Annotated in this window: 12 protein-coding genes; 5 read left to right on the top strand and 7 right to left on the bottom strand. The window is 71.2% G+C overall.

All coding sequences use genetic code 11. The features are described from left to right. Nucleotides 1–130: 130 nt before the first annotated feature. A complete protein-coding gene (locus SM611_RS05105) occupies nt 131–1,282 on the bottom strand; it encodes an FKBP-type peptidyl-prolyl cis-trans isomerase (protein WP_371947640.1) in 1,152 nt (383 codons plus the stop codon). Between the two features lie 214 nt (nt 1,283–1,496). Here SM611_RS05105 and SM611_RS05100 point away from each other — a divergent pair, with 214 nt between their 5' ends. Further along, nucleotides 1,497–2,315, top strand: a complete 819-nt coding sequence (locus tag SM611_RS05100) for an exodeoxyribonuclease III (RefSeq protein ID WP_371947639.1) — start codon at nt 1,497–1,499, stop codon at nt 2,313–2,315. On the opposite strand, the gene SM611_RS05095 is transcribed toward SM611_RS05100, so the two are convergent. From SM611_RS05095 to SM611_RS05070, 6 genes are all read right to left on the bottom strand, one after another. Beyond that, a complete protein-coding gene (locus SM611_RS05095) occupies nt 2,312–2,893 on the bottom strand; it encodes a methyltransferase domain-containing protein (RefSeq protein ID WP_371947638.1) in 582 nt (193 codons plus the stop codon). The two genes, SM611_RS05100 and SM611_RS05095, sit on opposite strands and share 4 nt — an antisense overlap. A 10-nt stretch (nt 2,894–2,903) precedes the next feature. Then, nucleotides 2,904–3,677, bottom strand: coding sequence for a class I SAM-dependent methyltransferase (locus SM611_RS05090; protein ID WP_371947637.1), 774 nt, complete (start codon nt 3,675–3,677; stop codon nt 2,904–2,906). A gap of 38 nt (nt 3,678–3,715) precedes the next feature. Beyond that, entirely contained in the window at nt 3,716–4,762 is a 1,047-nt protein-coding gene (locus SM611_RS05085; protein ID WP_371947636.1) for a hypothetical protein, read from the bottom strand. A gap of 197 nt (nt 4,763–4,959) precedes the next feature. Continuing rightward, the gene (locus SM611_RS05080; protein WP_371947635.1) at nt 4,960–5,433 is read right to left on the bottom strand and encodes an ATP-binding protein; all 474 of its coding nucleotides are present in this window, start codon (nt 5,431–5,433) and stop codon (nt 4,960–4,962) included. 286 nt (nt 5,434–5,719) lie between these two features. Then, nucleotides 5,720–6,751 carry a restriction endonuclease subunit S gene (locus SM611_RS05075; protein WP_371947634.1) on the bottom strand — a complete coding sequence of 344 codons (1,032 nt, stop codon included), beginning with the start codon at nt 6,749–6,751 and terminating at the stop codon, nt 5,720–5,722. Then, nucleotides 6,744–8,111, bottom strand: a complete 1,368-nt coding sequence (locus SM611_RS05070; RefSeq protein ID WP_371947633.1) for a class I SAM-dependent DNA methyltransferase — start codon at nt 8,109–8,111, stop codon at nt 6,744–6,746. Before SM611_RS05070 ends, SM611_RS05075 begins: the two co-directional genes overlap by 8 nt. A gap of 66 nt (nt 8,112–8,177) precedes the next feature. Here SM611_RS05070 and SM611_RS05065 point away from each other — a divergent pair, with 66 nt between their 5' ends. The 4 genes from SM611_RS05065 to SM611_RS05050 all read left to right on the top strand — a co-directional run bounded on the left by SM611_RS05065 (nt 8,178) and on the right by SM611_RS05050 (nt 12,349). Beyond that, nucleotides 8,178–9,401 (top strand): glycosyltransferase, encoded by a 1,224-nt coding sequence (locus SM611_RS05065; RefSeq protein ID WP_371947632.1) that lies wholly within the window; start codon nt 8,178–8,180, stop codon nt 9,399–9,401. After that, nucleotides 9,388–10,494, top strand: coding sequence for a cytochrome P450 family protein (locus SM611_RS05060; RefSeq protein WP_371947631.1), 1,107 nt, complete (start codon nt 9,388–9,390; stop codon nt 10,492–10,494). Before SM611_RS05065 ends, SM611_RS05060 begins: the two co-directional genes overlap by 14 nt. Before the next feature lie 162 nt (nt 10,495–10,656). Further along, nucleotides 10,657–11,895, top strand: a complete 1,239-nt coding sequence (locus SM611_RS05055; protein ID WP_371947630.1) for a lipase family protein — start codon at nt 10,657–10,659, stop codon at nt 11,893–11,895. A gap of 73 nt (nt 11,896–11,968) precedes the next feature. Then, nucleotides 11,969–12,349, top strand: coding sequence for a DUF6221 family protein (locus SM611_RS05050; protein ID WP_371947629.1), 381 nt, complete (start codon nt 11,969–11,971; stop codon nt 12,347–12,349). The last annotated feature ends 163 nt before the right edge of the window (nt 12,350–12,512 follow it).

Below are 12,512 nucleotides of genomic sequence, written 5' to 3'. Positions count from 1 at the left end.
TTGTCGTGACGGACGCCGCAATATCAGATCTTCTCCGCGAACGCCGAACGGCGGGGCCCCGATCGGATGCCCCGCCGCTCGCACGCCGTCCCTCAGGCGATCCCGCCCGCGCGGCCGGGCCGCGCCCGGCTCACTTCTGGATCCTGGCGAGGATGTCCACGACGAACACCAGGGTGTCGGTGCCCTTGATCTTGGGCGGGCTGCCCTCCTTGCCGTAGCCCTCCGCGGGCGGCAGGACGAGCAGGACGCGGCTGCCGACCTTGGCGCCCGTCAGGCCCTTGTCGAAGCCGGGGATGGTCGCCCCGGTGCCGATCGGGAAGTTCGCCGGCTGCCCGCCGTCGAAGCTGGAGTCGAACTTGTCGCCGCTCTTCCAGATCTTGCCGACGTAGTTCACGACGGCGTCGTCGCCCTTGGCCAGCGCCGGGCCGGTGCCCTCGACGAGCGTCTTGACCTGCAGCTTGTCCGGCGCGCCGACGTCGGGGATCGTGACCTTGGGCTCCTTGGCGCCCTTGTCCTCGACCTTGGGCAGGTTCTTGTCGTCCAGCTTCTGCACGGCGCCCTCGGGCTTCGCGTCCTTCGGGACGACGGCCTGGATGTCCATGATGAAGACCACCGCGTCCTTGTCGGTGATCTGCTGCGGGCTCAGCTGGCTGAGGTCCTTGGACGGCGGGAGCTGCAGGACGAGGCGGCTGCCGGCCGTCCGGCCGACGAGGTTCTTGTCGATCTCCTTCAGGCCGCTCTTGCCGATGACGAGGGGCCGCGGGCCGCTCGGCTGCTGGGACTGCTGCTCCCAGGTCGAGCTGACCTTCGCGCTCGTGCTCTTGACGCGCGAGTTCTCGTCGTCCTTGTCCTTGGACCACTTGTAGGTGGCGAAGGAGACGTAGGCGGTGTCGCCGTCGGCGATCGCGCGTCCGGTGCCCTTGATCGGGGTGGTCACCTTCAGCGCCGTCACCGGCGCGAGCTTGGTGGGGATCTCGACCTTCGGCTCGGCCGCGAACTTGCCGGTCACCTCGAGCTCCGGGCCGGGGCGGGTGACCCACCACGCGACGCCGCCGGAGATCGCCAGCGCCGCCACCACGATCCCGGCGATCATCATCAGCCGCCGCTTGCGCGCCTGCTTGGCGGTCAGCGCGGACGGGGCGGACGGCCGGTTCAGCCCGCTGCCGCGCCCGGCGCTGATGCCGTGCGGGGTGAACTCGGGGCTGCGGATGCTCTGGGCGTTCGGGATCTTCGCCTTCGCCTTGACCACCGGCTTGCCCCGGGGCTTGTCATCCTCGGACATGGTTCCTCACTTGCTCCGGGCTAGACGACATCGCGAACGTGACCACCCTTCCAGGGCCGGGCTAAGCACAGCGTGAAAACCCTGTAAAGGAGGCCGACCCGCAATCTACCGGTCACGCGCGGATCGCGGTGCCGTCCGGGCGGGGACGGGAGAAGCAGTCAGGATATCCCCGGGCCCGGGGTGGGTGGGGCCCCGCGGATGGCAGGCTGGGGGAATGCGCCTCGCGACGTGGAACGTCAACTCGGTGAAGGCCCGGCTCCCGCGCCTTCTCTCCTGGCTGGACGAGACGAAACCGGACGTCGTCTGCCTGCAGGAGATCAAGTGCCGCGCGGACGCGTTCCCGTCCGGCGAGGTCGCGGAACTGGGCTACGCCACCGCCGCGCACGGCGACGGCCGGTGGAACGGCGTCGCGGTTCTTTCACGCGTCGGCATTGAGGACGTCTCGAACGGCTTTGCGGGCGAGCCCGTATATGGGGGCGAGATGGAGGCCCAGGCGAAGCTCACCGAACCCGCCCTTCTGGTCCCCGAGGCCCGAGCGATCGGCGCGACGTGCGGCGGGGTACGGGTCTGGTCGCTCTACGCTCCGAACGGCCGCACCCCGGACTCGGTCCACTACCGCTACAAGCTCGAATGGTTCGCGGCCCTGCGCGACGCCCTGGCCGCCGAACTCTCCGCCGGGACGCCCCTGATGGCGACCGGCGACTACAACGTGGCGCCGACGGACGACGACGTCTGGGACCCGTCCGTGTTCGTCGACTCCACCCACGTCACGCCCGCCGAGCGCCAGGCCCTCGCCGAACTGCGCGACCTCGGCCTCCACGACGTCGTCCCGACCCCGATGAAAGGCCCCCACCCCTACACCTACTGGGATTACCGGGCTGGGGCCTTCCACAAGAACCTGGGCATGCGCATCGACCTCGTCTACGGGAACGACGCGTTCGCCGAGCGCGTCCGTTCCGCTTACGTCGACCGTGAGGCGCGCAAGGGGAAGGGGCCGTCCGACCACGCCCCCGTCGTCGTCGACCTCGACTAGCGGCGGGCGAGGAGGCGGCGTTTCGCGGTGCGCGGGTCGTCGGCCTCGTCCAGGACGGTGAAGCCGTCCGGGAGGAGCGAGGCGGGCTCGCCGGGCGCGAGGCACCATTCGGCGGGCATCCGCGGCCGGTCCCGGCGGGCCTCCCCGGTGAACGCCTCCCAGCCCAGCAGGCCGCCGGGCAGCACGGCGCCGGCCGCGCGCCCGAACACGGCGCGGTCCCAGAACCCGGTGCACAGGACGAGCGCGTAGCCGGCCGGGTCGGGCCGCCAGTCTCCGAGGTCGGCGTGGACGAGCGTGATCAGCGCGCCGAGGCCGCGCCGGCGGGCCTCCGCGCCGAGCGCGCCGAGCGCGGTCTCGGAGATGTCGACGGCCGTCACGCGGCGTCCCGCCCCGGCGGCGAGCAGGGCGCTGCCGGACGGCCCGGACGCGAGGTCGAGCACCCCGCCGCCCGGCATCGGCAGCGACAGCGCCCGCTCCGCCAGCGGATGGACGGGTGACAGCGCCGGGGCGTCCCCGTACTTGGCGTTCCACCGCAGCCTGTCCGGATGCTCGGTCAGGCCGTCCGGCACGTCGTCCATGGTGACGACCCTAACGGCCGGGGCCCCGCTCACGGCGCTCCGCGATCAGCAGCATGAACATCGCCGTGGGGAAGCCTTTGCGCCACCACGGGTCGTCCCTGAGCTGCTCATCCGTCGGATGGGGTTCGCGCAGGTCCGCGATGACGAATCCGGCGTCCCGGAGCGTTCCAGCGTAGTACTCCAAGGGGCGGAGCCAGCTCGTTATCAGCGAGGGGGATTCCAGGCCGTCCACCAGGAACCGCTGGTCGACGCCGCGCGAGGTGAAGTACTGCGCCGCCGGGACGCTGTTCATCGCGCCCTGCTCGGAGTTCTCCACGTAGAAGCACGGGTGCAGGGTCAGCAGGACGAGCCGCCCGCCGCTCTTCAGCACGCGCCCGAACTCGCCGATGGCCCGGGCCGGGTCGTGCAGGTGGCTGAACAGGTGGTTGCAGATGACGACGTCGAACCGGCCGTCCTCCAGGGGGAGGTCCTCGACGCCGGCGCGGGTGAAGGTCGCCCCGGGGGTCGGGTGGGCGGCGGCGGCGTCGATGAGGCCCTGCGCGGCGTCCACGCCGGTCACCTCCGCGCCCATGGCGGCCAGTTCGCGGGAGAGGTAGCCCTCGCCGCACCCGGCGTCCAGGACGCGCAGGCCGGCGCAGGGGCCGACGGCGTCGAGGACGGCGGCGTCGGTCAGCTCGGTCCGGTACCGGTCCCGCCCCTCCCTGATGATCTTGACCCAGTACTGGGCGTTGGCCTCCCACCTTTCACGTGTCAGATTCGCGATGGCTTGCGCCGTGTCCTCCACCGGCTCCCCATTTCTCAAAAGCGCCCCGCGCCACCGGGTCAGGCGATCCCCCTGAGCCGCCGCACCAGCGTGTTGCAGGTCTGTCTGGTCGTGCTGTCCCGGCAGTCGGCCCCGCGCAGTTCCAGCGCCTGGATCAATTCGGCGATCTTGCCGCCGAACGCGGGGTCGCGTTTCAGCGCCAGCGGGATGTACGTCGACACCAGGTAGTACAGGTAGGCGTCGTTGTAGACCGCTATCTCGCGCAGCACCTCGGTGGCCGTGTTGCGCAGCGACAGGGAGCTCGGCAATGTGAAGTCGCTGCTGATCCGGCCGTCTCTGGTGTAGGTCGGGAACGCCCATTCCTCAAGTGCCGCGTACACGGGCGTGGCGTCCAGTTCCCTGCGGTACCGCTCCGCCAGATCGAAGTCGTTCGAGCCGATCAGAGCGCCCATCACGACACCGCGCATCATGAACGCGCTCTGCCGTCCGGGGACCTCGAAGCCGAGTTCGGCCTCCAGCCTCCCGGTGACCTTGCTGACCTGGTGCGTCAGGATGTTGAGCGCCAGGATCGAGTGGAACGAGTAGGTCTTGCGGTTCAGCCGCGGGGCGAGTTCGATCGACGCGTCGAACAGTTTCCGCGGATCTTCGATGAGCCCGCGGCCGGGCTCGGTGGAATAGATCGACTCCAGCGCGCGGTCCTGCTCGCGCCCCCAGAACCGGGCGATGAACGAGGACGTCTTCTGCGACGCCTGCCCGCGCATGATGTGCAGCGCCGCCTCCAGCGCGTTCAGCAGATGCTGCTGCGCCACCGCCGAGTTCTCCAGCGCGTGCACGTCGACGGTCAGCCCTTCGTCGTGCAGGTCGTCGACGAGCTCGTCGCGCCTTTTCCGGATGGCGTGCGCCATCGAGTACTCGGCGATTCCCGGAACGGACGACATGAGGCTCTGCAGGGACCGTCCGCTGACCCGGTCGAGCCATTCGACGTTGTCCCACAGCCGGAAGATCGTGCTCTCGTCCAGACCGGAGAACGCCGCGACGTCGGACATGTTGAGGCCCATGTCCCGGGTGATGTCGGAGAGAGACTTCGGCGCACCGTCCGCTGTCATCAATCGTCCTTGATGCGGCAATTGTCGGTGTCTCGATCTTAACGAAGCACCGGCCGGCCGGCGCGGACGATCGGGAGATGTGTCCTTCCCGTCACCGTCGACGGCGAGGCTCGCGGGGACCATGGCGTCCCGTCATCCCGGTCCGGCGGAGCGGTCCAGGCAGACCCCGTGCGCCTGGACGGCCCGCGGGCCCGCCGTCACGGCAGCCGCCACCCTTCCCGGATGCCCATCCCGAACCAGAACGTGGACGTCCCGTTCCTGCCCCGGTAAGAGCCGAAGTCGGCGGCGAGCGCCTTCACCAGCACGAGGCCGCGCCCGTGCACGGGCATCTGCTCGCCCTCCCCCGGCTGCGCGGGCGCCGGCCCGCCGTCGGTGATCTCGACCCGCACGTACCGGTCGAGGTGCAGGACCGACAGCGTGATCGTCCCGTTCCGCCGGGGCTGCCCGTGCAGCACCGATGCGGTCATGGCCTCGCTGGTCAGCAGTTCGAGGTCGCCGAGCTCGGCCCGGTCGGCACCGAAGTGCTGGCCGAGGAGCTCCCGGACGTACGACCGCGCGAGCCGCACGGCCGGCGGCGTGGCGGCGAGGTCGATCTCCCCGATGAACCGCCCGGACGACTTGCCGTTGTTCCAGGCGGACGGGATGCCGAGTTCGAGTGAAGGTTCGGGCACCAGCACGGCCCCTCCGGACCACGCGTCAGAAGCGTTCATAGCGGGGTTGGTTTCACGTATCCGTGTCGGGCTGTAAGCGAACATGTGTTCTCAGACCAGGTCGAAGTCGGACGTGGAGTGAAACAACTCAAACTCTGACGCAGCCCGCACACCCGAGTCACCGCCCCTTGCGCGCACGCAAGCCCCTCCCCCCACCCAGCACGCTCTCACCGTCCGCACCCGATCCACCGCACACAGCCGACCCCGCCCCCTGGCGAAGGTCACCGATGCCGGGGCGGGTGGGGTGTTACGGGATCAGGCGGGGGAGGAGTGCGTCGCGCAGGGCGGTCAGGGTTCGGGTCTCGGCCGCGGCGGATTCCACGCGGGCGGCCAGGGCGGCGGTGAACTCGTCGAACGCGCGGGCCTGGGCGTCGCCGGGCCAGGGGATGGCGAACGCGGCGATGTCGGGCCATTTCGCGCGCGGCATGCGGGTGCCGTCGCTGAGGGCGGACGCGTGGGCGATCACCGCGTCGCTCGACAGGGCCGCGAGCAGCCAGCCGCGGTGAGCGGGATTCTTCGGCCGGACGACGAGGACGTCCGTTGAGGCGACGCCGTCCGCGAAAGCCAGCCCGGCCTTGTGGAAATAGGGACGGAGCTTGCCGAAGAGGATGTCGCCGGACGCGAACCGCTTTTTCGCGCTGGTGACGCCGGACGCGTCCGTCCAGGTCGAGAGCCACATGTGCCGTTTCGGCATGTGCTCCAGCGCGATGTAGTTCTCGTCCCGGCCGATCTCGACGGCCGGGACGTTCGACCGGACGAGGTCGCCGAGTTCGCCGATCCGTATCGAGGGGCGGGCGGCGAACGTCGCGTACTTGGCGCGGACCAGTTCGTCGGCGCAGGCGGCGATCCGGTCGTTCACCGCGGCCTTGTCGTCCAGCGCCCCGAGGACGGACGCCGCCGAATCCTGTTCCGCCCTGGTGAGGCGAACGGTGGAGAGGCGGTTCAGGATTCCATGGGTGAGGAGTGGCTGCCCGGACCCGATGCGGTACCGGTTCAGACCGAGTCTCTTCAGGAGGTAGAAGACGTAGCGGGGGTTCACCCCGTCCTTCGGGGCGGCGATGATGGCGTTGTCGGTGACCCAGCACGGTTCCGGGCTGTAATGGACGGCGCCGCAGTAGGAGCCCACGCGTCCGACGATGGTGCTGTGGGGGCCGGCGTTGGAGTCGGCGGACGCGCCGATGACGCCGTTGGCCCCATAGGTCCTGTAGGCGGTGCCTTCGGCGGGGTGCGACCTTCCGTTCGTGAAGGTGACGAGTTCACCGAGGGGCACGTCAGCCATCCAGGCGTTCCAGTTCCGTCCGGACGACCTGGTCGAGGCGCGCCGATTTCTCGAAATGCGCGAAGAGTTGCTTGGTGAGGCGCTCGACCTTCGCGGTCGCGGGCTCGTCGCCGGGGGCCGATATGGCGGTGCCGACGTACCGGCCGGGCGTCAGGACGTGGTCATGGGATCGGATCTCGTCCAGGTCGGCCGAATGGCAGAACCCGGGGACGTCCGAATGGCCGGTGCCGCGCCAGGAACGGTACGTGCCGGCGATCCGGGCGATGTCGTCGTCGGTGAGGACCCGCTCGGTGCGGTCGACCATCGTGCCCATGTCGCGGGCGTCGATGAAGAGCACCCGGCCGTCCGCCGACCGGTCGAGGAACCAGAGGCACGCGGGGATCGGGGTGCTGCGGAACAGCCGGTCGGGCAGCGCGACCACGCACGACACCAGGCCCGCCTCCACCAGCGCGGCGCGGATCCCGCCCTCGCCCGACTGCCGGGACGACATCGAGCCGTTCGCCATCACGACGCCCGCGCGGCCGTTCGGCCCGAGCTTGGAAACGATGTGCTGGATCCACGCGAAATTGGCGTTCCCGGCCGGTGGGACGCCGTAGCGCCAGCGCGGGTCCCCGGGGTCGCGGTACCAGTCCGACATGTTGAACGGGGGATTGGCGAGCACGTGGTCGGCCTTGAGGCCGGGATGGGCGTCCGCGTGGAAGGTGTCCGCACAACGGATGTCGCCGGAGATCTCGTGAACGGCGAGGTTCATTTTGGCGAGCCGCCATGTCCGCTCGTTCGCCTCCTGCCCGTAGACGGCGATGTCGCCGAGGCGTCCCCGATGGCTGAGGACGAACCTGTCCGCCTGGACGAACATGCCGCCGGAACCGCAGCACGGGTCGTACACCCGCCCCTTGAAGGGCTCCAGGATCTCGACGAGCAGTTTCACCACGCTGGACGGCGTGTAGAACTCCCCGCCCCGTTTCCCTTCCGCGCGGGCGAACTTCTCCAGGAAGTACTCGTAGACCTCGCCGAGCACGTCCCGTGCGGCCTTCCCGCCGAAGCGGACCTCCCCGATCAGGTCCACGAGTTCGCCGAGCCGCCGCTGGTCGACCCCGCCGAAGATCTTCGGGAGGGCGCCGTCGAGCGAGGGGTCGGCCAGCATGACCGCGTCCATGGCCGCGTCGACCCGGTCCCCCAGCGCCCCGGTGCCCGCGGCGAGATCCGCCCAGCGCGCCCCGTCCGGCACGGCGAAGGCCCCCGTCCCGGCCGCGTCGGACACGTATTTGAGGAACACCAGCCCGAGAACGAAGTCCTTGTACTGTGCCGCGTCGACCGCCCCCCGCAGCTTGTCGGCGGCCTTCCAGAGGACGTCGTCCATCCGCGTGACTCTAGCGTCCGACGTGCCTCCTGGACGGCCCCGCGATGCGGTGCGACGCTGCGAAGCGTGGTGATCGTGGACGTCCTGGCGCTGGCGGCACTGGCCGGATGGCTGTACCTGGCCCTCGGCCACGGAGCCTTCTGGCGAACCGGGCCCGGCCTCCCCGAACGGGACGACCCACCCGAATGGCCGGAAGTCGCGGCGGTCGTCCCGGCCCGCGACGAGGCGGCGATCCTCCCGGAGACCCTGCCGACGCTCGTCGCCCAGGAGTACCCGGGCGTCTTCCGCGTGATCGTGGTGGACGACGCGAGCGGTGACGGCACGGGCGAAACGGCCGCCCGCTTCACCGACCACGTCGTATCCGCACGGGAACGCCCCGATGGATGGGCGGGCAAGGTGTGGGCCATGTCCGAGGGCGTCCGGGCGGCCGGCGACCCCGACCTCTACCTGTTCACCGACGCCGACATCGCCTACGCGCCCGGCACCCTGAAACGCCTCGTCGCGGAGGCCGAGGCGGAGTCCGGAACCGCCGGTGAGCGCCGCGACCTCGTCTCCCAGATGGCGACGCTCAGCATTCGCACGCGATGGGAGAAGGTGATCGTCCCCGCCTTCGTGTACTTCTTCGCGCAGCTCTACCCGTTCCGCCGCGTCAGCCGCGACGGAGCGCGCACCGCCGCCGCGGCGGGCGGCTGCATGCTCGTCCGCCGCGCCGCGCTGGAGCGGGCGGGCGGCCTCGCCGCGATCCGCGGGGCGCTGATCGACGACGTGGCGGTGGGCCGCCTCGTCAAGCGCGCCGGCGGGCGCTGCCGCCTCGACCTCACCCGGGACGTGGTCAGCCGCCGCCCCTACCCCCGCCTCGCCGACCTGTGGACGATGATCGCCCGCAGCGCCTACCACCAGCTGCGCTACTCGCCGGTCCTGCTGGCGGGGACCGTCCTCGGCATGCTCCTGCTCTACGCGGTCCCGCCCGCCGCGACGCTCGCCGGCGCCCTCGCCGGCCCGGCCCCGGCCGCCCTCACCGCCGGCGCCCTCGCCTGGACGATCATGACCCTCAGTCACGTCCCCCTACTCCGCTTCTACGGTCTGTCACCCCTGCGCGCCATCGCGCTGCCCGCCGTCGCGCTGATGTACGCCGCCATGACGGTCGATTCCGCGCGCCGCCATCGCACCGGCCGCGGCGGTGCCTGGAAAGGCCGTACGGCGGTCCCCGTGCAAAGTGGAAAGACGGCGCGGGCGGCGACTGCCACCTGTGCGGAGTCGGCACCAAGGAGGCACGATGACCGCCCATGACGGCCTGCCCGAGATCGTCCTGCCGAGCGGTGCCACGATGCGCGCCGTGCGCCGGTACGCCGACGTCCGGCAGGTGCTGACCGACGCGCGGTTCCGGCGCGACCTGGGCGGGACCTCCGGGCGGATGGTGCGCGGCAAGGACATCAGTGACGACCCGCACATGATCCTCAACATGGACCCGCCGGAGCACACCCGCATCCGCCGCATCGTGGCGGGCCCGTTCGCGCCGCGCCGGATCGCCCGCTGGAAGCCCCGCATCCTCGAGATCACCCGCGAGCTGGCCGCCGGGATGGCCGCGGGCGGCGCCCCGGCCGACCTGGTCACCGCGTTCGCGTTCCCGCTGCCGATCCGGGTGATCTGCGAGCTGCTCGGCGTCCCCGAGTCCGACCGCGCCCTGTACCGGCGCTGGGCGGACACGAGGCTCAGCACCTCCGACCTGGGCGCCGACGACCGCGCGGAGGCGGCGCGCGAGTTCGGCGAGCACGTCCGCGGGCTGGTCGCCGAGCGCCGCGCGCACCCGGGCGAGGCGCTCGTCGACGACCTGATCGCGGCCCGGGACGGCTCCGACGCGCTCACCGAACCGGAACTGATCAGCCTGATCAGCGCGCTGATCACCGGCGGCCACGAGACGACGGCCAACCTCATCGCGACGGGCGTCTTCACGCTGCTCACCGAGGACGTCTACCGCGGCCTCGCGCCCACCGAGGGGCTGGTCGAGGAGCTGCTGCGGCACGACACCCCGGCCCAGTACGGGCTGCCGCGGGTGGCGGCCGAGGACGTCGACCTGCCGTCCGGCCGGGTCGCCGCGGGAGAGATGGTGCTGCCGCTCCTCGCCGAGGCGAACCGCGACCCCGGCATGTTCCCCGAGCCGGACCGCTTCGACGCCGGCCGTGACGGGCCCGCGCACATCGCCTTCGGGCAGGGCGCGCACTTCTGCCTCGGCGCGCGGCTGGCCCGGCTGGAGGCCGAGGCGGCGCTGACCGTCCTGCTCGCGGAGTTCCCGGACCTCGCCCTCGCGGCCCCGGCGGAGGACGTCCCGTGGCGGGAGGCGAGCCTGGTCAAGGGGCCGACCCGGCTGCCCGTCCGCTGGTAGCGGCCCTTTCCCGCGCACGCCCTTCGTCAAGCCGGTTTGTCAGGGAGCTACAAAACCGGCGGCACCGATGCGTCGCGAACCTCATTGGAGTAAGTGTCCAGTTACGTTACGGTCGGGTGGCCGTCATGCCGACGGCAGGGCCAGACGAAGGGTTCACCCGCCATGTCCATCACCGTTCGCCGGGTGCTGCGCACCCTGGTGGCCTCCTGTCTCGGGATCGCCATGTCGGCGGCAGCCCTGCAGGGCACCGCCGCCGCGGCGCCGCCGGCCGAGGATCCGTTCTACACGCCGCCCGCGCCGCTCCCGGCGGGTCAGCCCGGCGACGTCATCCGGTCACGCTCGTCGGTGTTCACCATCGACCCGATCGGCCATGCGCCGTACGAGGGCGTCAACTCGTGGCAGCTCCTCTACCGGTCGGAGACGGTCGGCGGCGAACCGACCGCCGTGTCCGGCACCGTGCTCGTCCCGACCAAGGCGTGGACGGGCCAGGGCAAGCGCCCGCTCGTCTCCTACGCCGTCGGGACGCGCGGCATCGGCGACGCCTGCGCGCCGTCCTACACCCTCACCCAGGGCATGGACTACGAGGAGTTCTTCATCGCGGACGCGCTCAGCCGCGGCTGGGCCGTCGCCGTCACCGACATGGAGGGCCTCGGCACGCCCGGCCAGCACACCTACGAGGTGGGCGGCTCGCAGGGCAAGGCCGTGCTGAACATGGCACGGGCCGCGCAGCGCCTCCCGGAGGCGGGCCTCGGCGGCGCGCCCGTCGGCCTCTGGGGCTACTCGCAGGGCGGGACCTCCACGGGCTGGGCCGCGCAGCTGGCGCCGGCCTACGCTCCCGAGCTCGACCTCAAGGGCGTCTTCGCGGGCGGCGTCCCGGCGGACCTGCTGGAGGTCGCCAAGAGCCTGGACGGCACCGCGTTCGTCGGCCTCATGTTCCTCGCGGCCGTCGGCTACGACGCCGCCTACCCCGAGCTCGACCTGGACAAGTACCTCAACGACAGGGGCCGCGAGCTGATGGCGAAGGCCAGTAACCTGTGCCTGGTCAGCGTCGACGGGATCTCCACGCTGGTCGGGACGTTCTTCAAGAAGATCAGCGACTACACCACCAGCAACCCGCTGGACACGCCCGAATGGCAGCAGCGCCTGGCCGCCAACAGGCTCGGCGGCACCGCCCCGGCCGTCCCGGTGTTGCAGACGCACGCCGTCTATGACGAGATGGTCCAGTTCGCCCAGGCCGACACCCTGCACAAGGCGTGGTGCGCGAAGGGCGCGAACCTGACGTGGAAGACCTACACGTTCGCCGAGCACGCGACCGGCATGCTGTGGAGCGAGCCGGACGCGATGGCCTTCCTCTCCGACCGGTTCGCCGGCAAGCCCGTCACCGGCAACTGCGCCGCCTGATCCCGCGGGCCTGATTCCGCCCGCCGGAACCGTCCTGGGGCCGTCCCGCTCTCGCAGAGGGCAGGATGGCCCCATGGACTTGGTGGAGTTCCTCCGCGCCCGCCTGGACAGGGACGAGCAGATCGCCCGCGACTGCGCGTCCGCCCCCTGGAAGGCCGCGCCCGGCGGGACGGTCGGCCGCGACACCGACGACCCCGCGCCCGTCGCGAAGGCGGAGAACGACGCCTACGCCGAGCACATCGCCCGCCACAACCCGGCCCGGACGCTCGCCGAGGTCGCCGCCCGCCGGCAGATCGTCGACGACTACGAGAAGAACGCCTGGATCCTCGGCCAGGGCCATCGGACGCCCGAACTCGGCGCGGCCCAGAACGTCCGCGAATCGCTCCTGCGGCTCCTCGCCCTCCCGTACGCGACACATCCCGCGTATCAGGAGGAATGGCGTCCGAGTTCGTAGCGCAGCGACGCCGGCCGCCCATCCGCATCCCCTTCATCCTTCCCGCATCGTGGGACGCGACTGACACACCGGATCCCGGGAAGGTAATCTCGGTGCGAGGCCGAGAGGCGCTGCAACGGGCGAGAGCCCGCCACGCTCGGTCCGAGACACAGACTCAAGCAAG

This window comes from Actinomadura monticuli (assembly GCF_041463655.1).
Taxonomy (GTDB): Bacteria; Actinomycetota; Actinomycetes; order Streptosporangiales; family Streptosporangiaceae; genus Spirillospora; species Spirillospora monticuli.
Note: the sequence above shows the minus strand (reverse complement) of the source record. Positions and strands in the feature narration are given on the sequence as shown.